Origin of the sequence: Sphaerisporangium sp. NPDC005289 (genome assembly GCF_040607455.1) — a bacterium.
Classification (GTDB): Bacteria; Actinomycetota; Actinomycetes; order Streptosporangiales; family Streptosporangiaceae; genus Sphaerisporangium; species Sphaerisporangium rhizosphaerae.
Map to the genome: position 1 here is coordinate 1 of NZ_JBEXGS010000014.1, position 19611 is coordinate 19611.

Below are 19611 nucleotides of genomic sequence, written 5' to 3' on the forward strand. Positions count from 1 at the left end.
GGCACCGGCAACGGCGCCAAGGTCCAGATCTACTCCTGCCACGGCGGCGCCAACCAGCAGTGGCGCTACAACTCCGACGGCTCCATCACCGGCGTACAGTCCGGACTGTGCCTGGACGCCACCGGACAAGGCACCGCCAACGGCACCACCATCCAGCTCTACACCTGCCACGGCGGCACCAACCAGAAATGGACCTGGAGCGGCGGCACCAGCACCCCCACCCCGACTCCCACCCCGACCGTGACCCCCACGCCGACTCCCACCCCGACGCCCGGCGGGGGCACGCTCCCCTCCAGCCTCCAGTGGAGCTCCAGCGGCTCGCTGATCGCGCCCAAGCCGGACTCCTCGCACAACATCGCGGGGATCAAGGACCCGACGGTGGTGTACTCGGGCGGCAAGTACCACGTGTTCGCCAGCACCGCGCAGGCCTCGGGCTACAACCTGGTGTACCTGAGCTTCAGCGACTGGTCGCAGGCCGGGTCGGCGACGCACTACTACCTGGACAGCACGCCGATCGGATCGGGTTACCGTGCGGCGCCGGAGGTGTTCTACTTCGCCCCGCAGGGCCTGTGGTACCTGATCTACCAGACCGGTAACGCCTCGTACTCCACCAACCCGGACATCTCCAACCCGGCCGGCTGGAGCGCGCCGAAGAACTTCTACTCCAGCATGCCCAGCATCATCTCCCAGAACATCGGCAACGGTTACTGGGTCGACATGTGGGTGATCTGCGACAGCGCCAACTGCTACCTGTTCTCCTCCGACGACAACGGTCACCTGTACCGCTCGGAGACCAGCCTCGCCAACTTCCCCAACGGCATGACCAACACCGTCATCGCCATGCAGGACTCCAACAAGAACAACCTGTTCGAGGCCTCCAACGTCTACAAGGTGCAGGGGCAGAACCAGTACCTGCTGATCGTCGAGGCCATCGGCTCCAACGGCCGGCGCTACTTCCGCTCCTGGACCTCCTCGGCCATCACCGGCCCCTGGTCCCAGCACGCCGCCAGCGAGAGCAACCCCTTCGCCCGCGCGAACAACGTCACCTTCCCCGGCGGGGCCTGGACTCAGGACATCAGCCACGGCGAGATGGTGCGCACCATGACCGACCAGACCCTGACCATCAGCCCCTGCAACATGCGCTACCTCTACCAGGGCATGGACCCCAGCGCCGGCGGCGACTACAACTCCCTGCCCTGGCGCCTGGGCCTGCTCACCCAGACCAACTCCACCTGCTGACCTCTCACCCACACCGATGAGGGGCGTCTCCGGATCGGCACACCCCGCCGCCCCGGAGACGCCCGGGCGCTCCTGCCCGCCCCGGCGGCCCTCGCGGGGGCGGGCATCAATGGTGCGGGCGGGTGAGAAGATCGGGGCATGCAGTCGGAGACGATCACCGCGGCGGCCGCGGGCACGTGGAAGCTCGGTGATCTGACGGTCAACCGTCTGGGGTTCGGCGCGATGCGGCTGACGGGCGCCGCCGCGTTCGACCTGGGGGCGCCGCGCGACCGGAGGCGGTCGATCGGCGTACTGCGGCGGGCCGTCGAGCTGGGCGTGAACCACATCGACACCGCCGCGTTCTACTTCTCGACGCTGCGCTCCGCCAACGAACTGATCAACAGCGCCCTGGCCCCCTACCCGGATGATCTGGTCATCGTGACCAAGGTGGGGCCGGGGCGCGACCCGTCGGGCGAGTGGCTGCCCTGGGCCCGGCCCGAGCGGTTGCGCGGTCAGGTGGAGGAGAACCTGCGCCAGCTCGGCCGTGACCACCTCGACGTCGTGAACCTGCGCGTCGAGGGGCCGGGGCCGGTCGCCGAGCACTTCGGCGCCCTGGCCGAGCTGTGCGAGGCCGGCCTCATCCGCCACCTGGGGATCTCCAGCGTCAGCCCCGCGCAGTTCTTCGAGGCCCAAGCCGTGGCACCCGTGGTCTGTGTACAGAACCGCTACGGCCTCGACGGCCGCGGTCCCAATTCCGGGGAACTCCTGCGGATCTGCGGAGAACAGGGCATCGCGTTCGTGCCGTTCTTCGCCATCGCCGGTGAGGGACGCGAGGCCGGCGCCCCTGCCGGCGGAGGGGACGACGGCGTGGTGACCGACGTCGCCCGCGCGCACGGCGCGACGCCCGCGCAGGTCCGGCTGGCCTGGACGCTGCACCAGGGCCCGCACATTTTGGCCATTCCGGGCACCGGCGATCCGGCCCACCTCGACGAGAACATCGCCGCCGGCGCCCTCCGACTCTCAGCCGAGGACCTGACCCGGCTGGCGTCCTCATGACACCGGCCGCCCGCTCCCGCGGGAGGCAACGCCGACACACGTGCCCGATTACGTGCTCGCCATTCCGGGGCGCCTGGTACCACCCACGTCGACCTCACCGTCTACGGCGAGTGTGCCGGGCGCATGCCTGTTCGGCCGCTTCGCGAGCGCCAGGCGCCTGGCCGAACGACGACGAACAAGCACCAGTCTGCTTGTCCGCTGAAGGCTTCGGCGCGGATCGATCAACCCGCCGCGATCAGGGCCATCGCCGTGGGGTTCTGGTACTCGCGCCACAGTGCGACGCGTCCGTCCCGGACCCGCACCACCACCGCGAAGGGGGCCGCGGCACGCAGGCCGTCGGTCTCGCGAACCCCTTCGATCTCGTACTCGATGACGGCGACCTCGGGGTCGGCCGTCTGGTGGACGACCACATCGCGCACGGCCGTGAACCTGACGCGCCCGCGCAGCGCCTCCCGCTGCGGGACGGCCATCGCCGCGAACGCCTCGCGTCCCTCGATGCGCCGCGGCGCACCGGGCGGCGCGAACGGGCTCTCCACCACGCCGTCGTCGGCGAGAAGGCTCTCCAGCCCGGCCGCCGTCCCATCCAGCAGGTGGTCCCGGAAGCGTTCGAACGCCTCGCGCGGTCCCGTCAGCGCCCCGTCGTTCATCTCGGCCACCGTACACTCCTAACATGAGTCATCACTCAGCATCCTGTGGGCCAGAATATGAGTCACCACTCATCTTGTCCATGTCCGGAGTCCACCGTGTCTGAGCCGCCTCTGCGCGCCGACGCGCGACGCAACCGGGCCCGTATCCTCGCCGCCGCGGTCGAGGTCTTCGACGAGCACGGCACGTCCGCCTCGACCGAGGAGGTCGCGCGGCGTGCGGGCGTCGCGGTGGGCACGGTTTTCCGGCACTTCCCCACCAAGGCCGACCTGCTCGCCGCGATCATGAAAGAGCTGCAGGGACGCCTCGCCGCGCGGGCCGAGACGCTCGCCGCCGAGGGCGACCCCGCCGCGTTGTTCACCTTCTTCGCCGAGGTCGTCGAGCGCGCGGCCGGCGCCCGCACGGTGGTCCACCTTCTCGCCGCCGACGGGACGGACGTAGGCGTCGCCCCTCAGATCGCGGGACTGGGCGAGGCACTCGACGCCCTCCTCGCGCGGGCCCGGGAGGCGGGCGCCGTCCGCGCCGAGGTGCGACTCGACGAGGTCATCGCACTGCTCACCGCCGCCTGCCACGGCGCCCTCGCCGCCGGCTGGACCCCCGACCTCCGCCACCGCACCGTCACCCGCCTCCTCGACGCCCTGCGCCCCTAGATCCACACTGGGGCTGACCGGATTCGTCCGCAGTGCTCCGGCCTTGAGGCCGGGGAGCGCGTCAGTGCTCCGTGCCGTCCGCCAGCAGGCGCTCCGGCAGGCCGAGCCGCGGGAACCGGTCGGCGTGGAAGATGACGATCTCGGTGATCGCCCCGCCGGTGACGCGCAGGACGTCGATCGTCAGCGGCAGGTACGCGTTCTCCCGCTTCCGCCACTGGTAGAAGGCGACGGCAGGTTGCCGGTTCACGGAGGTGGGGACGGCGCGCAGGTGCTTCATGTCGGGGAAGCCGCTCTCGACCCAGTCCTTCACCACCGTGTCGCGGCCGACGCACAGGCCCGGCGTGGGCGGCATCGAGCAGCGGACGTCGTCCCGCAGCAGCGCTGCGAGCGCGTCGATGTCGGTGGCCACGCTGGCGTCGGTGAAGCGGCGCACCAGCTCGCGCGTCCCGGCGTCGTCCTGCCCGCCGGTCCAGTCCTGCCGCTCGGCGGGCAGGTGCTCCCGCATCCCGGCGCGGGCCCGCTGCAGCGCGCTGTTCACGGAGTTCACCGAGTCCCCGAGCAGCTCCGCGGCGTCCTTGGCCGGCCAGCCGAGCACGTCCCGCAGGATCAGCACGGCCCGCGGGCGCGGCGCCAGGTGCTGGACCGCGACCAGGTACGCCAGCTCGATCGTCTCGCGTGCGACGGCGAGGGTCTCCGGCTCGTCGGCGTCGCCCGCGGGCAGCTCGTCGAGCAGCCGGTCGGGGTAGGGCTGCAGCCACAGCACCTCGCCGCCGGTGGCGGGCTCCGGGCGGAGCTTGGCGAGCAGGTCCAGGCAGGCGTTGGTGGCGATCCGGTACAGCCAGGCACGGAACGTCGAGCGCCCCTCGAAGGTCTCCCGTCGCCGCCACGCACGCAGGAACGTCTCCTGCACGGTGTCCTCGGCGTCCTCGAACGACCCGAGCATCCGGTAGCAGTGCACGTGCAGCTCCCGCCGGTGCCGCTCCGCCAACCCCGAGAACGCCGCCTCGTCGACCTCCCCCAGCCCGCCCGCGCCCAGCTCCTCCAACCGCATGTCCGCACTCATCACGTCATCCTTCCGCCTCGTCGTGTCCCGTCGTAGGTATGACGGGTGCGGGCTCGACAACTCATCACCGGGTGTCAGCCGGCCTCGGGTCGTGCGAGGTGGGCGGGTGGACGAACGCCCACGCGGTGCAGCTTCTGATCGAGGTGCTTAGGACGCGATCTGGAACCACACGGTTCGCGTTGTGCCGTTTTGGGTTGATCCCCAGGTGGAGGAGAGTTCGCGGACCAGCCAGAGGCCGCGGCCGTTCTCGCTGAGGGGGTCCACCTGCGCAGGGATGTGGGGGAGGGGCCCTGGCGAGCCTTGGTCGGTCACCTCGACGCGGATCGTGTCGCCGTCGTCGTATACGCGTAGGTACACCATGCCGTCCGGCCGGCGTCCTGATTCCGAGTGCTTGATGGCGTTGGCGACGAGTTCGCCGACCAGGAGTTCGATGTCGTCGACCTCCCGCCGTCCGGCGGACAGGAGCAGTCCCCGGACGTAGGCACGCGCGAGGGTGACCGAGCTGACCTGGCCGAGAAGGTCGACGGAGCCAAGCCGGTCGTTGGTCCTGGCGCTCATCGGGCGGCCTGCCGGACGCGGTCGGCCGCGTCGTCCGCGAGCGCCCGTACCTGCTGGGCGCGTCCCCGCCCCCAGGTGAAGAACCATTGGCCGTCCTGCGCCAGCGCCGTCACTTTCAGCAGGCCGGAGCCCTTGGCGACCAGCAGGACCGGGCCGCCTCCGCTCGGCAGGTCCACCGCCGCGCTCAACCCGCGCACGTTCAGATCCCACGCCAACCGGACCAGGTGAATGTACTCCTCTTCCCGCCGCTCGGGTCTTTTCACAGGACGACCTCCGGTTTTCGTTGATGAGGCGCTCGTGACGTGAATGCCGGTCAGGTCGAATCGGCGTCACCATGGCGCTCATCGGTGCAGAATTCGGTTGTCCAAGCGTGCGGCTCGCAGGCGACTTCTGATAGGGAAATAGTCTCCCGATGCCGCCACGTTCTCCAGGAGACCGTGACAGCATGAGTGAGGCCGGTGATATTGGAAGGAGAAAAGGGGCATGCCTAACCCAATTCAGATCAATCCGGATGAGTCCCCATTAGCTCGTTTTGCCTATGAGCTACGCCAATATCGGCTCGAAAAGGGATGGACGCAGCTACAGCTGTCCCGCAAGCTCACCGTTGCCGTCAGTACGCTGGGCATGGTCGAGACGGTAAGGCGTAGGCCGGACCGCAGATTCGCCGACGCCTGCGACAGCGTCTTCCAACTCGATGGCGTCTTTCACGAACTGTGGAAGCGGACGAGATGGGAGTCGGCTCCAGACCATTTCCGGGATTTCCTCGCGCTAGAGGCTCAAGCATCAGCTCTGCAAAGCTGGGATCCCCTCCTCATCCCAGGGATCTTTCAGATCAAGTCTTACGCCAAGCGGATATTCGACGACGAGCCGGGCATCACCCCCGAACTAGTCGAACAGCGGCTAACTAATCGCATGGAGCGGCAAACCATGCTGCTCCGCGAGCGCGGCCCCATGATCTTGAGTCTCATAGACGAGGGTGCGCTACGTCGACCCATGGGAGCAGCAGAGGTGATGCGCGAGCAATTAGCGCGGCTTCTGGAAGTGACTGAACACCCACGAGTGACGATCCAGGTCGTGCCTTACAACGCGTGGTCCGCGGTTGGCCTGCAGACTGCCTTCACGATCGCGGAGCTACGGGGCGCGCCGTATGGCGTGTACATCGAGAGCACGCCACGTGGTCTCACGATTGGAGAACGTGAGACCATCACCTCACTGGTAGGACGCTACGACGCCCTACGAGCCGCGGCCCTTCCGAAGAACCTGTCGTTCGGCATCATCGAGGAAGTGATGGCGCAATGGACCTGAGCAGCGCGAAGTGGCGTAAGTCTTCCCGATCTAGTGGTGACGGTGGCCAATGTGTAGAGGTGGCCTCCAACCTGCCAGGGGTCATCGCCGTGCGGGACAGCAAGAACCCGGATGGCCCCGTTCTCGTCGTCAGTCCCCGAGAATGGCAGCTGTTCCTCCGCGGTACGGAGACGCAGGAAGTCTGACAAGCGACCTGGGGCTTAACAGGACGCTGCCCCCTCATTCGCGAGGCGTCCCCCACTCGGCATGACCGCCGATCCGGTGGCGGCCAGCGGCGGTCACCAGGTGACCCGCCGTACGACGGGCGCCGGATTCGCCGTACCCCGTCCCGCCCTCGCGGCGCCCTTCGATACAGCCGACAACACGGCGCGGGGGAGGTGGGCGCGTGGCGCGGGGAGGCGGGGGCACGGCGGTTCGTCGCGGTGCGGGGGATCCGTGGTGCGGGGGATCCGTGGTGCGGGGGGCTCCGTGGTGTGGGGGATCTGTGGTGCGGTGAGGGTCGCCTGAAACAAGGCGTGCCGAAGGCGCGATTTCATGGTCGTCGCACCCGTTCACCGGTGGTGGTGCCAGGTGCGTTCCCAGGCGGGGCGGTAGCGGTGGCGGCGGCTTCGGTGGTGGGTGGGCCAGGAGAGCCAGAGGTCCTGTTCGGGGTGGGTCCAGAAGCGGTCCCACAGGCGCTGGTCGGCGGGACGGTGCCAGTGGCGGCGCAGGCGGCCCTCGCCGGACCGGCCCTCGCCCGGTTCGCCGCCGCGCGCCTCGTCCCACTCCTCGCGGCCGTCCCGGCCGCGTTCGCCGTCGGCCGCGCGCGGGTCGGCGAGCTGGTCCTCGGGCTTGAGGCCCGGGGTGGTGCCGCCGCCGAAGCGGCCGGTGTCGGGATGGTGGAACGGGGTGGCGGGCAGGTGCTGGAGGGCGAGCTCCATGGAGCGCACCCAGATGGGGCCGGGGAGCGTGGCCCCCTGGACGCCGCCGTAGTGCTGCCCGCCTATCTCCACGTCGGTCAGCGGGTACTTGTAGGCGCCCCTGATGTCGCCGAGGCTGACCGCCGCGGCCAGGTCGGGGGTGTACCCGGCGAACCACGCCGAGGTGTACCCGTTGTTGGTGCCGGTCTTGCCGGCGGCGTCCCTGCCGATGCCCTGGCCCTTCATGGTGCCCTTGGTGAACACGCCGGTCAGGATGTAGTTGACGGCGTCGGCGACGTCCTGCTCGACGGCCTGGGTGCAGCTCGGCGCGACGCCGGTGCGCCTGCCGTGCCGTTCGACGACCTCCAGGATGGCCATCGGCCGGCAGTAGCGTCCCCGCGCGCCGAACGCGGCGAAGCCGGCGGCGACCGTCACGGGGTCCATCTCGTTGACGCCGAGGGTGAAGGTGGGCACCTCCTTGAGCGGCTGTCCGTCGGCCCGCGCGATGCCGACCGACCGGGCGGTTCGCACGACGTCGCACAGTCCGACATCGCGTTCGAGCATCATGTAGAAGATGTTGACCGACTGCCAGGTGCCGGTGGCCAGGCTGTACGGGCCGCCCTTGCCCTCGCCGCCGGCGTTGTGCACGACGGTGCCGGGGGCGTTGACCCTCGTGCCCGAGCAGTCCTTGTACCCCGAGGACGGCACGAAACTGCCGGGGGTGTCGAAGCCCTGGTCGAACCGCCAGCCCTTGGCCAGCGCCGTGGCCAGCGTGAACACCTTGAACGTCGAGCCGGCCTGGAAGCCCTGGCCGCCTCCGTGGGCCATGTCGGCGGGCAGGTTGTAGGTCGTGCTGGGCCCGTCCTTGCGTTCGCCGGGGTTGGCGCCGTACCGCTTGCTCGCCGCCAGGGCCCGGATGCGCCCGGTCCCCGGCTCGATCATGGCCTCGGCGGCCACCTGGTCATCCTTGGGGTGGACGTGCGCGGCGATGGCCTTGTCGGCGGCCTCCTGCGCGGTGCGGTCCAGGGTCGTCCTGATCGTGATCCCGTCGCGGAACAGGCGGCGCTCGCGCTCGGCCCGGGTGCGGCCGAACGCGGGGTTGCCGATCACCTCCTTCTGGACGTACAGGCAGAAGAAGGGATGGTCGCTCTCGGAGCAGCCGCCGGGTTCCGGGCGTAGGTGCAGGGCGAGCGGGGTGGCCTTGGCGGCGTCGGCGCGCACCTGGGTGATCACCTTGAGCTGGGCCATGCGGTCCAGGACGAGGTCGCGGCGCTCCAGCAGCCGGTCGCGGTGCTCGCCGCCGAGGGTGGGGTCGGTGAAGTACGGGGTGCGCACGGCGCCGGCCAGGGTGGCGGCCTGTTCGAGGGTGAGCTTGTCGGCGGAGGTGCCGAAGAACCGGTGCGCGGCGGCCTGGACGCCGAACGCGCCTCCGCCGAAGTAGGCGATGTTGAGGTAGCGGAGCAGGATCTGGTCTTTGGTGTACTTGCGCTCCAGGCTGATCGCGTACCGCAGCTCCTGCATCTTCCTTCGGATGCTCGGCGCCCGGGCCTGGTCGCGCTCGGTCTCCGAGCGGGCGTTCTGCAGCAGGATGTTCTTCACCAGCTGCTGGGTCAGCGACGACCCGCCCTGCTGGATGCTGCCCGCCCGGGTGTTGGTGATGATCGCGCGCAGCGTGCCCTTGAGGTCCAGGCCGCCGTGCTCGTAGAAGCGGGCGTCCTCGATGGCGACGATCGCCTTCAGCATGTCCGGGGCTATCTTGCCGAGGGCGACCGACTGCCGGTTCTGCACGTAGAACTGGGCGAACTGCCGGCCGTCCTTGTCCAGCAGCCGGCTGCGTTCGGGCAGCGGCGCCTCGCGCAGCATGGCCGGCACCTCGAACAGGCCGTGGGCTACGTCGCGCGTGTAGACGCCCGCCCCGCCGACCACGGGCAGGGCGAGCGCGGCGACCAGCACCCCGCCGGCCACGCCCGCCGCGCCCAGCACGGCGACGCCCACCAGCACCGGGTGCTCCCGGCTCGGCGAGGAGTCGTCGCCGGGCACGCGGCGGCCGTCGGATCGCGAGGTCACGGGGATAGACGTACGACCGAGAGAACCCCGGCAAACGCCACCCCGCGGAATCTTTACGCTTCCCGGTTGATCTTCAGCCCAAGTGAGGTGAACTGGTCGAAAACGCGATGGTAGCCGCGCTCGATGTGGTTGACGCCCCGCAGCGTCGAGTTGCCCTCGGCGACCGCGGCGGCGAGCACCGCCGAGAACCCGGCGCGGATGTCGGGCAGCGTGACGTCGGCGCCGCGCAGCTTGGACACGCCCCGGACCACCGCCGAGTGCTTGGCGTTGGTGTCGTGGTACCGGCACGCGGGCCCGCCCAGGCACACGTCGAAGATCTCGATCTCGCAGCCCATCTTCTGCAGCGCCGGCACGTACACCAGCCGGTTCTCGAAGACGGTCTCGTGCAGCACCGACATGCCCTCGGCCTGGGTGAACAGGACCATCAGCGGCGTCTGCCAGTCGGTCATGAACCCCGGGTGGGTGTCGGTCTGCACGGCGGCGGCGCGCAGGCCGTTCGGCGCCGAGGCGGTCAGCCAGTCGTCGGTGATGTCGAACTGCGCGCCCATGCGGGCCAGCGTGGTGATGGCGGTGACCAGGCGGTCCTGCGGGCAGCCGTGCACCCGCACCTCGCCGCCGGTGATCAGCCCGGCCACCAGGTAGGAGAACGCCTCTATGCGGTCACCGGCGAGCCAGGTGGAGGCGCCGCGCAGCCGCTCGACGCCCTCGATGACGATGCGGCGGTCGGGGCTCATCTCGATGCGCGCGCCCATGCGCTGCAGGAACAGCGCCAGCTCGACCACCTCGGGCTCGGTGGCCGCGCCCTTGATGACCGTCTTGCCCTCGGCCAGGACGGCCGACAGCAGGATCGTCTCGGTGGCGCCGACGCTCGGGTAGGGCAGCTCGATGCGGGCGCCGCGCAGCCGGGTGGCCTTGGCGGAGATGCCGGCCTCGCCGACCTCGACCTCGGCGCCCAGCGCCCGCAGCGCCTCGACGTGGAAGTTGACCGGCCGCCGGCCGATCGGGTCGCCGCCGACCAGCGGGACGAACGCCTCGCCCGCCAGGTGGAGCAGCGGGCCCAGCATGAGGATCGGGATGCGGTTCAGCCCGGTGAAGGCGGCCGGGACCCGGGGGCGGATCTCGGGGCCGCGTTCAAGAGTGATCTCACCCTGGTTGGTCTGCACCTCGATGCCGAGGGCCTCCAGCATGGCGGCGGTGATGCCGACCTCGCCCACCTCGGGCGCGTTGTGCAGGGTGCTCGGCCCGCTGCCGAGCATCGCCGCGACCATGTGTTTTGACACCGCGTTCTTGGAACCGCGTACCTCGACGTCCCCCCGCAGAGGCCCGGACGGTTCGATCAGCCATACCTCATCGCTCACGGGGGACAGCCTAACCGGGCGCCCGCCTCCGGCCTAAGGCGCCGCCGGGCGGCCCGCGTCGGTACCATGTGTGGTCCGCGCGCGAGTGCGGTGGGACAGGTGAGGTGATCGGGTGCGGCAGGCGCGAGATTTCGGGCTCACCGTCGTCGTGCTGGCGCTTCTCGGCATCGCGGCCGGGTTCCTGTGGTCGGCCCTCGCCCCTCGCACCCCCTACGTCGTGACCAAGACCGGCCCGGTGCTGGCCGACCCCACGACGCAGAGCCTCATCGCGGCCGACGGCTGGTTCGCCGTGATCACCGGCGGGGCGGGGCTGGCGTGCGGCATCGTCGCCTACCTGGTCGCCCGCAAGGGGCGCCCGCTCGCCCTGCTGGCCGGTCTGGCGGCCGGGGGGATGCTGGGCGGGTGGCTCGCGCTCAGCGTCGGCACCTCGATCGGCGGCTCGATCATCCAGGCCGCGGCCGTGCCGGGCTCGGCGAGCGTCGGCGCCACGGTGAACGTGCTGTCGGTCACGGCGCGCGGGGTGCTGCTGGCCTGGCCGCTGGTGGCCGTGGCGGTCTTCGGCATCATCGAGTCGGTCGACGGCTACCGCGAGTCGCCCCTGCGCCAGCCGTACGCGGGCGAGCTCCACGCGGGGGAGCCGTACGCCCTCCCGCAGGACGCCCGCCCGTCCGGCGGCTCGCTCTCGCAGGGCCCGGACGGTTCGGCCGGTCCGCTCTCGGACGGTTCGCCCTCGCACGGCTCGGACGGTTCGGCTGGTTCGCCCTCGCACGGCTCGCACGGCTCGGACGGTCCGCTCTCGCACGGCTCGGACGGTTCGGCCGGTCCGTCCTCGCACGGCCAGGACGGTGCCGCGGGCCCGTCACAGGGCCGGGACGGTTCCAGTGGCCCGCCCTCGCCGGGGCCCGGCGCGGTCTAACGGCCGGCGGAGCCGAGCGGAGGGCGCCGGTCGCCGTGGCGGGTGGCCTGCTCGAAGGCGTGCGCCGTCCGCAGCACGGTGAGGTCCTCCCACGGCCGTCCGACGATCTGGACGCCCACGGGCAGCCCGTCGGGGGTGAAGCCGCAGGGCACCGACGCCGCCGGGGCGTGCAGCACGCTGATCCAGTACGCCGACCGCATCCAGGCCAGGTAGTCGGGCATCGGCGTGCCGTCGACCTCGGTGACGTAGGGCTGCTCCACCGGGAAGGGCGGCACCTGGCTGACCGGGCAGAGCAGGACGTCGAAGGTCTCGAAGAAGGCGTTCATGCGCTGGAACAGGCGGCTGCGCAGCCGCTCGGCGCGGGCGAGGTCGGCGCCGGTGACCTTGAGCCCCTGCTCGACGTTCCAGGCGACGTTCGGGCCGAGCCGGTCGCGGGGCAGGTCGCCGAAGGTGCTCGCGTAGTGCCAGGCGCGGTAGGTGCGGAAGGCGTCCTCGGCGTCGGACAGGTCGAGGGGGACCTGTTCCACCTTCGCGCCGAGGCCGGCCAGCACCTCGGGCGCCCGCGCCGTCACCGCGGCGGTGCGCGGGTCGACGGGCAGGCCGCCGAGGTCGGGGCTCCAGGCCACCCGCAGGCCCTGGACGCCGGTGTCCAGCGGCCGGGCGAACGCCGAGCCGTCCTCGCGCACCGCGAACGGCGAGGTGGGCGCGAAACCCGCGATGACGCTCATCAGCAGCGCGGCGTCGCCGACGGTCCTCGCCATCGGGCCGGGCACGCTGAGGGTGAACCAGGCGGCGGCCGGTGAGGCGTCGGGCACGCGTCCGGGGGTCGGCCGCAGCCCGACGACGTTGCAGAACGAGGCGGGGTTGCGCAGGGAGCCGCCCATGTCGGAGCCGTCGGCCAGCGGCACCAGGCCGGCCGCGAGGGCGGCGGCGGCCCCGCCGCTGCTGCCGCCCGCGCTCCTGCCGGTGTCGTAGGGGTTGCGGGTGGCGCCGAAGATCTCGTTGACGGTGTGGGAGCCGGTGCCGAACTCGGGGGTGTTGGTCTTGCCGATCGTCACCGCGCCCGCCGCGCGGGCGCGGCGGACGACCAGCGCGTCGGCGGTCGGAACATGGCCCGCGAACAGCGGCGAGCCGTAGGTGGTGCGGATGCCCGCGGTGTCGGTGAGGTCCTTGAACGCGATGGGCAGGCCATGGAGGGGTCCCTGCCAGTGGCCGCGGGCCCAGCCCTCGTCCAGCCGCTGGGCTTCCTCCATCGCCCGGTCGGCGGTGAGCGTGACGATCGCGTTGACCTCGCCGCCCACCTCGTCGATGCGCCGCAGGTGCGCCTCGGTCAGCTCGGCCGCGCCGACCTGCCGCTCGCGCAGCAGACGCAGCATCTCGACGGCGGACAGGTAGAACAGCTCGGTCACTGCGGCTCCTTCGGCTGCGTCCCGGCACCTCACCGCCAGTCTGGCGGGGCGCGACGCCGCGCGGCGACGGCAAGGGTTGCCAAGCGCCGTCACGGTGAGGGGAGGTCAGGGCGTCTTGGCGATGGGGGCGGTGACGGCGCTGGTGAGGCGGATGAGGTCGGCGGGGGAGGTCTCGATCTGCAGGCCCCGGCGGCCGGCGGAGAAGTAGATCGTCGGGAGGTCCAGCGCGGAGGCGTCGACCACCGTGGGCAGGGCCTTGCGCTGGCCGAGCGGGCTGATGCCGCCGACGACGTACCCGGTGACCCGCTCGACCTTGGCGGCGTCGGCCATCGCGGCGCGCTTGCCGCCCAGGGCCGCGGCGAACGCCTTCAGGTCGAGCTTGCCGGCGACCGGCACCACCGCGACGGCGAGCCCGGACTCGACCTCGGCGACCAGCGTCTTGAAGATGCGCTCGTAGGCCACGCCGAGGGCGTCGGCGGCCTCCTCGCCGTAGGCCTGGGCGTTCGGGTCGTGGTCGTAGGGGTGGAGGGTGAACTCGGCCCCGGCCTTGACCAGGGCCACGGTGGCGGGAGTGCCCTGGCCGCCCTTGCTCTTGGTCTTGCTCACGGCCCAAGCCTAGCGGCAGGGCAAAATCTACAATGTAAAGGATTCGTCCCGAATGCCGGACGTTCGCCGGAGCGGGCCGCCACCCTCCGTAGACTGGTCCGGTGATATCCCGTATCGACATGCGCGGTTCCCTGCCGGGCAACCTGCGCGACGTGCTGCCCCGCGCCGAGCTCGACGTCGAGGCCGCCCTGTCGAAGGTGCGGCCCCTGTGCGACGACGTGCGCCATAGGGGGGTGGCGGCCGTACGGGAGTGGACGGCCCGCTTCGACGGCGTCGAGCTGGGCTCCACGCGCGTGCCCGCCGCGGCCCTCACCCGGGCGCTGGACGGGCTCGACCCCGCCGTGCGCGCCGCGCTGGAGGAGTCCATCCGCCGCGCCCGCATGGTGCACCGCGACCAGCGCCGCACCGACACCCTCACGCAGGTCGTCCCCGGCGGCACGGTCACCGAGCGCTGGGTCCCGGTCGACCGCGTGGGCCTGTACGTGCCGGGCGGCAGGGCCGTGTACCCCTCCAGCGTCGTCATGAACGTCGTGCCCGCCCAGGAGGCCGGGGTGGCGTCCCTGGCGGTCAGCTCGCCGCCGCAGGCCGACTTCGACGGGCTGCCGCACCCGACCATCCTGGCGGCGTGCGCGCTGCTCGGAGTCGAGGAGGTCTACGCCGTCGGCGGCGCACAGGCCGTGGCGATGTTCGCCTACGGCACCGAAGAGTGCGAGCCGGTCACCATGGTCACCGGCCCGGGCAACATCTGGGTGGCCGCCGCCAAGCGCCTGCTCAAGGGGCGCATCGGCATCGACTCCGAGGCCGGCCCCACCGAGATCGCCGTGCTGGCCGACGACACCGCCGATCCCGCCCACGTGGCCGCCGACCTGATCAGCCAGGCCGAGCACGACGTGATCGCCGCCGCGGTGCTGGTGACCACCAGCGAGGCTCTGGCCGACGCGGTAGAGCGCGAGCTTCCCGCGCAGGTGGCCGCCACCAAGCACTCCGAGCGCATCACCGAGGCGCTGACGGGCCGGCAGTCGGGCATCGTGCTGGTGTCCTCCCTGGATGACGGCCTGCGGGTGGTCGACGCCTACGCCGCCGAGCACCTGGAGATCCAGACCGCCGACGCCCACGCGGTCGCCGCGCGGGTGCGCAACGCCGGCGCCATCTTCATCGGGCCGTACGCGCCGGTGTCCCTGGGCGACTACATGGCCGGGTCCAACCACGTCCTGCCGACCGGCGGCTGCGCCTGCCACTCCTCGGGGCTGTCGGTGCAGGCGTTCCTGCGCGGCATCCACGTGGTCGACTACTCGCGCGAGGCGCTGGCGGAGGCCGCCGGCCACGTGTACGCGCTGTCGGAGGCCGAAGATCTCCCGGCCCACGGCGCCGCGGTGCGCGTGCGGTTCGACGGCGGTGCCCGGTGACGGGGGCGGGCCTGGTGCGCCTGGCCGACCTTCCGATCCGCGACGACCTGCGCGGCCGCTCGCCGTACGGCGCGCCGCAGATCGACGTGCCGGTGCGACTGAACACCAACGAGAACCCCTACCCGCCCTCCGCCGGTCTGGTGGACGCCCTGGCCGAGGCGGTGCGCCGCGACGCGGCCGAGCTCAACCGCTACCCCGACCGCGACGCCGTCGCCCTGCGTGAGGACCTCGCGGCCTACCTCGGCCACGGCCTGACGCCCGGGCAGGTGTGGGCGGCCAACGGCTCCAACGAGGTGCTCCAGCAGATCCTGCAGGCCTTCGGCGGGCCCGGCAGGTCGGCCATGGGGTTCGAGCCGTCGTACTCCATGCACCCGATCATCACGACCGGCGCCTCCACCCGGTGGATCGCCGGCGCCCGCGAGGACGACTTCGGCTTGGACCCCGAGAAGGCCGTGGCCGCCGTCGAGGAGCACCGGCCCGACATCGTCTTCCTGACCAGCCCCAACAACCCGACGGGCACCGCCCTGCCGATGGAGGCGATCCAGCGGGTCGTGGAGGCCGCGCCGGGCATGGTGGTGGTCGACGAGGCCTACTTCGAGTTCGCCCGCACCGGCACGCCGAGCGCGCTCACCCTGCTGCCCGGCAACCCGCGGCTGATCGTCACCCGCACCATGTCCAAGGCGTTCGCCATGGCCGGCACGCGCCTCGGGTACCTCGCGGCAGACCCGGCGGTGATCGAGGCGCTGCTGCTGGTGCGCCTGCCCTACCACCTGTCCACGCTCACCCAGGCGGCGGCGCGGGTCGCCCTCGCCCACCGCGTCGAGCTGCTCGGCACCGTCGACCGGCTGCGCGCCGAGCGTGACGCCTGTGTGGCGCGGCTGCGCGGGCAGGGGCTGTCGGTCGCCGACTCCGACGCCAACTTCGTGCTGTTCGGCCGCTTTCCCGACCGCCGCGCGGTCTGGGAGGCGCTGCTCGCGCGCGGCGTGCTGATCCGCGAGGTCGGCCCGCCGCAGTGGCTGCGCGTCTCCGTCGGCACCACCGAGGAGATGGCCGCCTTCCACGAGGCCATAACGGCCGTATTGGCCGTGTCAGACGTCATCCCCGCCTCCGGGATCCCCGGAGGCGACGAACCGGAGGAAATCGCGTGACCAGTCCCGCCGTGGGCGCGCCGAGGCCGAGGGTCGGCCGCGTCGAGCGTACGACCAAGGAGACCTCGGTGCTGGTGGAGGTCGACCTGGACGGCACCGGCAAGGTCGAGGTGTCCACCGGGGTCGGCTTCTTCGACCACATGCTCGCCCAGCTCGGCAAGCACGGCCTGTTCGACCTGACGGTCAAGACCGACGGCGACCTGCACATCGACTCCCACCACACCATCGAGGACACCGCCCTGGCGCTGGGCGCGGCGTTCCGCGAGGCGCTGGGCGACAAGTCGGGCATCCGGCGGTTCGGCAACGCCTCGTGCCCGCTGGACGAGTCGCTGGCCGAGGTCACCGTCGACCTGTCCGGCCGCCCCTACCTGGTGCACGCCGAGCCCGAAGGCATGGCCCCGATGATCGGGCCCGACTACGACACCACGCTCACCCGTCACATCCTGGAGTCCTTCGTCGCCCAGGCGGCGATCTGCCTGCACGTGCGCGTGCCCTACGGGCGCAACGCCCACCACATCGTCGAGGCGCAGTTCAAGGCGCTGGCCCGTGCGCTGCGCGCCGCCAGCGAGCGCGACCCGCGCGCCACCGGCGTGCCGAGCACGAAGGGGGTCCTGTGAGCTCCAACGGGACCGCCGTCGCCATGGTCTTCCTGGGCCTGTTCCTGATCGGCGGGGTCGTCTCCTTCGTCAAGCAGGGCATGCGCGTCGGCGCCGTCGTGTGCGGCGTCGGCGCCGCGCTGTCGATCACCGCGGGGGTGCTGTGGTGGTGAAGGTCGTCGTCCTCGACTACGGCTCGGGCAACCTGCGCTCGGCCGAGCGGGCGCTGGCCCGCACCGGGGCCGAGGTCACGGTGACCGCCGACCGCGACGCCGCGATGGAGGCCGACGGCCTGGTCGTCCCCGGCGTCGGCGCCTATTCGGCCTGCATGCGCGGGCTGAAGGCCGTGCGCGGCGAGCAGATCATCGGACGCCGCCTGGCCGGCGGGCGCCCCGTCCTCGGCATCTGCGTCGGCATGCAGATCCTGTTCGCCGAGGGGGTCGAGCACGGCGAGCACACCGAGGGGTGCGGCGAGTGGCCGGGCGTCGTCGAGCGGCTGGACGCGCCCGTTCTGCCCCACATGGGGTGGAACACCGTGCAGGCGCCCGAGGGCTCGGTGCTGTTCGACGGGCTGGACGACGCCACGCGCTTCTACTTCGTCCACTCCTACGGGGTGCGCAAGTTCGAGCTCCATGCGGGCGACGGGTTCCGCCAGCCTCTGGTCACCTGGGCCGAGCACGGCGTGCCGTTCGTCGCCGCGGTGGAGAACGGCCCGCTCATGGCCACCCAGTTCCACCCCGAGAAGTCCGGGGACGCCGGTGCGGTCCTGCTGCGGAACTGGGTAGGCACACTGTGAGACCCCGTCCGGCGTCATCACGGCCGGCGGCCACGTGCTCACCGAGTCACACGTGCTCACCGGGTTAGCGGTGATCGGGTGAGCAAGGAACGCGCGCGCCGCCGCGCCGAGCGGGAGGCCGAGCAGGCCCGCCAGGCCGCACTGCGCGCCGAGCGCGAGGCCCGGCGGGCCAGGTGGCGCCGGCTGCGTGCCCGGCTGGCCGCGGCGGTGCCCCGCCCGATCCGCGTCGCCCGCCAGGGCGGCGTGATCGCCCGGCGCCACAAGGCGCAGAACGCCGTCGTGGCGATGCTGTTCGTGCTGGTCCAGGCCGGCGCGTGGCTGCTGCTCGGCGGCTGGGCGGCCCGGGTGGGCGTCCTGGTGTTGTCCCTTTTGCTGCTGCCGGTGCTCGTCACCGTCGTATTCGACCGGAGGTCGTAGAACAATGTCGCTGGTGCTGTTGCCCGCAGTGGACGTCGCGGACGGCAAGGCCGTGCGCCTGGTGCAAGGCGAGGCGGGTACGGAGACCTCCTACGGCGACCCGCTCGCCGCGGCGCTGGCCTGGCAGCGGGCGGGCGCCGAGTGGGTCCATCTGGTCGACCTGGACGCCGCGTTCGGCCGGGGCTCCAACCGCGAGCTGCTGGCCTCGGTCGTGGCGGCGCTGGACGTCCAGGTCGAGCTGTCCGGCGGCATCCGCGATGACGCCTCGCTGGCGGCGGCCCTCGCCACCGGCTGCCGCCGGGTCAACATCGGCACCGCCGCGCTGGAGGACCCGGCCTGGTGCTCCAAGATCATCGCCGAGTACGGCGACCGCATCGCCGTCGGCCTGGACGTGCGCGGCACCACGCTGGCCGCGCGCGGCTGGACGCAGGAGGGCGGCGACCTGTGGGAGGTGCTCGACCGGCTGGAGGCCGACGGCTGCCCCCGCTACGTCGTCACCGACGTCACCAAGGACGGCACGCTGCGCGGGCCGAACCTCGACCTGCTGCGCCAGGTGTGCGCCCGCACCGACAAGCCGGTGATCGCCAGCGGCGGGGTGTCCTCGCTGGACGACCTGCGGGCGCTGTCGACGCTGGTCGCCGAGGGCGTGGAGGGCGCGATCGTCGGCAAGGCGCTGTACGCGCAGGCGTTCACGCTGGAGGAGGCGCTGTCGGCGGTGCGGGCATGAGCGTCGCCGTACGGGTCATCCCCTGCCTGGACGTGGACGCCGGGCGGGTGGTGAAGGGCGTCAACTTCGAGAACCTCCGGGACGCCGGCGACCCGGTCGAGCTGGCGCGCCGCTACGACGCCGAGGGCGCCGACGAGCTGACCTTCCTGGACATCACCGCATCCTCGGGCGACCGCGGGACCATGATCGACGTGGTGCGCCGGACGGCCGAGCAGGTGTTCATCCCGCTGACCGTCGGCGGGGGAGTGCGGGCCGTGGAGGACGTCGACCGCCTGCTGCGCGCCGGCGCCGACAAGGTGTCGCTCAACACCGCCGCCATCGCCCGTCCCGAGCTGCTGACCGAGGCCTCGCGCCGGTTCGGCGCCCAGTGCGTCGTGCTGTCGGTGGACGCCCGGCGGGTCGTGGACGGCCCGCCCACGCCGTCCGGTTTCGAGGTCACCACGCACGGCGGCCGGCGCGGCACGGGCATCGACGCCGTCGAGTGGGCACGGCGCGGGCAGGAACTCGGCGTGGGGGAGATCCTGCTGAACTCCATGGACGGGGACGGCACCAAGGACGGGTACGACCTCGCGATGATCCGGGCGGTGCGGGCGGCGGTCACCGTGCCGGTCATCGCCAGCGGCGGCGCGGGCGCGCTGGACCACTTCCCGCCGGCCGTGGCGGCGGGCGCCGACGCGGTGCTGGCGGCGAGCGTGTTCCACTTCGGCCAGCTCAAGATCGCCGACGTCAAGGACACCTTGCGCGCGGCCGGTCACCCCGTCCGCTGACCCG

The 19611-nt window shown here is 71.9% G+C and carries 22 protein-coding genes; 14 read left to right on the forward strand and 8 right to left on the reverse strand.

The features are described 5' to 3' along the window. Together ABZT47_RS23780 and ABZT47_RS23785 are read left to right on the forward strand one after the other, a co-directional pair. A partial coding sequence (locus ABZT47_RS23780; RefSeq protein ID WP_354845934.1) for a non-reducing end alpha-L-arabinofuranosidase family hydrolase occupies positions 1-1239 on the forward strand: 1239 nt, incomplete at its 5' end. Positions 1240-1377: 138 nt separating this feature from the next. Further along, positions 1378-2274 carry an oxidoreductase gene (locus tag ABZT47_RS23785; RefSeq protein ID WP_354845936.1) on the forward strand — a complete coding sequence of 299 codons (897 nt, stop codon included), beginning with the start codon at positions 1378-1380 and terminating at the stop codon, positions 2272-2274. Between the two features lie 221 nt (positions 2275-2495). On the opposite strand, the gene ABZT47_RS23790 is transcribed toward ABZT47_RS23785, so the two are convergent. Beyond that, complete coding sequence (locus ABZT47_RS23790; RefSeq protein WP_354846473.1) at positions 2496-2921, reverse strand: nuclear transport factor 2 family protein; 426 nt, start codon at positions 2919-2921, stop codon at positions 2496-2498. Between the two features lie 96 nt (positions 2922-3017). On the opposite strand from ABZT47_RS23790, the gene ABZT47_RS23795 reads away from it, so the two are divergent. Next, complete coding sequence (locus tag ABZT47_RS23795) at positions 3018-3569, forward strand: helix-turn-helix domain-containing protein (protein ID WP_354845939.1); 552 nt, start codon at positions 3018-3020, stop codon at positions 3567-3569. A 61-nt stretch (positions 3570-3630) separates the two neighbouring features. Here ABZT47_RS23795 and ABZT47_RS23800 read toward each other — a convergent pair whose 3' ends face one another. The 3 genes from ABZT47_RS23800 to ABZT47_RS23810 form a co-directional block, all read right to left on the reverse strand. Beyond that, a complete protein-coding gene (locus ABZT47_RS23800) occupies positions 3631-4632 on the reverse strand; it encodes an RNA polymerase subunit sigma-70 (RefSeq protein WP_354845941.1) in 1002 nt (333 codons plus the stop codon). Between the two features lie 147 nt (positions 4633-4779). Further along, positions 4780-5190, reverse strand: a complete 411-nt coding sequence (locus ABZT47_RS23805; protein WP_354845944.1) for an ATP-binding protein — start codon at positions 5188-5190, stop codon at positions 4780-4782. Continuing rightward, the gene (locus tag ABZT47_RS23810) at positions 5187-5453 is read right to left on the reverse strand and encodes a hypothetical protein (RefSeq protein WP_354845947.1); all 267 of its coding nucleotides are present in this window, start codon (positions 5451-5453) and stop codon (positions 5187-5189) included. The genes ABZT47_RS23805 and ABZT47_RS23810 overlap by 4 nt, the downstream gene beginning before the upstream one ends. A 220-nt stretch (positions 5454-5673) precedes the next feature. On the opposite strand from ABZT47_RS23810, the gene ABZT47_RS23815 reads away from it, so the two are divergent. After that, entirely contained in the window at positions 5674-6495 is an 822-nt protein-coding gene (locus ABZT47_RS23815; RefSeq protein ID WP_354845950.1) for a helix-turn-helix transcriptional regulator, read from the forward strand. Continuing rightward, on the forward strand, positions 6486-6680 hold the full coding sequence (locus ABZT47_RS23820) for a DUF397 domain-containing protein (protein ID WP_354845953.1): 195 nt from the start codon (positions 6486-6488) through the stop codon (positions 6678-6680). The genes ABZT47_RS23815 and ABZT47_RS23820 overlap by 10 nt, the downstream gene beginning before the upstream one ends. A gap of 366 nt (positions 6681-7046) precedes the next feature. Here the strand turns inward: ABZT47_RS23820 and ABZT47_RS23825 are convergent, their stop codons facing one another. Beyond that, positions 7047-9461, reverse strand: a complete 2415-nt coding sequence (locus ABZT47_RS23825) for a transglycosylase domain-containing protein (protein WP_354845956.1) — start codon at positions 9459-9461, stop codon at positions 7047-7049. A 53-nt stretch (positions 9462-9514) separates the two neighbouring features. Continuing rightward, the gene (gene murA / locus ABZT47_RS23830; protein ID WP_354845959.1) at positions 9515-10819 is read right to left on the reverse strand and encodes a UDP-N-acetylglucosamine 1-carboxyvinyltransferase; all 1305 of its coding nucleotides are present in this window, start codon (positions 10817-10819) and stop codon (positions 9515-9517) included. Positions 10820-10931: 112 nt separating this feature from the next. Between murA and ABZT47_RS23835 the strand changes: the two genes are divergently transcribed. Continuing rightward, a complete protein-coding gene (locus ABZT47_RS23835; protein ID WP_354845962.1) occupies positions 10932-11735 on the forward strand; it encodes a hypothetical protein in 804 nt (267 codons plus the stop codon). On the opposite strand, the gene ABZT47_RS23840 is transcribed toward ABZT47_RS23835, so the two are convergent. Together ABZT47_RS23840 and ybaK are read right to left on the reverse strand one after the other, a co-directional pair. Beyond that, positions 11732-13144, reverse strand: a complete 1413-nt coding sequence (locus ABZT47_RS23840; RefSeq protein WP_354845965.1) for an amidase — start codon at positions 13142-13144, stop codon at positions 11732-11734. The genes ABZT47_RS23835 and ABZT47_RS23840 overlap by 4 nt on opposite strands. 105 nt (positions 13145-13249) lie before the next feature. Beyond that, positions 13250-13750: a Cys-tRNA(Pro) deacylase gene (ybaK, locus tag ABZT47_RS23845; protein WP_354845968.1), complete on the reverse strand. Its 501-nt coding sequence runs from the start codon at positions 13748-13750 to the stop codon at positions 13250-13252. A gap of 101 nt (positions 13751-13851) precedes the next feature. Here ybaK and hisD point away from each other — a divergent pair, with 101 nt between their 5' ends. From hisD to hisF, 8 genes are all read left to right on the forward strand, one after another. Then, positions 13852-15156: a histidinol dehydrogenase gene (gene hisD / locus ABZT47_RS23850; protein WP_354845971.1), complete on the forward strand. Its 1305-nt coding sequence runs from the start codon at positions 13852-13854 to the stop codon at positions 15154-15156. Positions 15157-15167: 11 nt separating this feature from the next. Beyond that, complete coding sequence (locus tag ABZT47_RS23855) at positions 15168-16304, forward strand: histidinol-phosphate transaminase (protein WP_354846476.1); 1137 nt, start codon at positions 15168-15170, stop codon at positions 16302-16304. Next, a complete protein-coding gene (hisB, locus tag ABZT47_RS23860) occupies positions 16301-16921 on the forward strand; it encodes an imidazoleglycerol-phosphate dehydratase HisB (RefSeq protein WP_354845974.1) in 621 nt (206 codons plus the stop codon). The genes ABZT47_RS23855 and hisB overlap by 4 nt, the downstream gene beginning before the upstream one ends. Next, the gene (locus ABZT47_RS23865) at positions 16918-17073 is read left to right on the forward strand and encodes a hypothetical protein (protein ID WP_354845977.1); all 156 of its coding nucleotides are present in this window, start codon (positions 16918-16920) and stop codon (positions 17071-17073) included. Before hisB ends, ABZT47_RS23865 begins: the two co-directional genes overlap by 4 nt. Continuing rightward, on the forward strand, positions 17064-17696 hold the full coding sequence (gene hisH / locus ABZT47_RS23870) for an imidazole glycerol phosphate synthase subunit HisH (RefSeq protein WP_354845980.1): 633 nt from the start codon (positions 17064-17066) through the stop codon (positions 17694-17696). The genes ABZT47_RS23865 and hisH overlap by 10 nt, the downstream gene beginning before the upstream one ends. A 78-nt stretch (positions 17697-17774) precedes the next feature. After that, a complete protein-coding gene (locus ABZT47_RS23875) occupies positions 17775-18113 on the forward strand; it encodes a hypothetical protein (RefSeq protein WP_354845983.1) in 339 nt (112 codons plus the stop codon). Between the two features lie 4 nt (positions 18114-18117). After that, positions 18118-18840, forward strand: a complete 723-nt coding sequence (priA, locus tag ABZT47_RS23880; RefSeq protein ID WP_354845985.1) for a bifunctional 1-(5-phosphoribosyl)-5-((5-phosphoribosylamino)methylideneamino)imidazole-4-carboxamide isomerase/phosphoribosylanthranilate isomerase PriA — start codon at positions 18118-18120, stop codon at positions 18838-18840. Beyond that, entirely contained in the window at positions 18837-19607 is a 771-nt protein-coding gene (hisF, locus tag ABZT47_RS23885) for an imidazole glycerol phosphate synthase subunit HisF (RefSeq protein ID WP_354845988.1), read from the forward strand. Before priA ends, hisF begins: the two co-directional genes overlap by 4 nt. Positions 19608-19611: the final 4 nt, after the last annotated feature.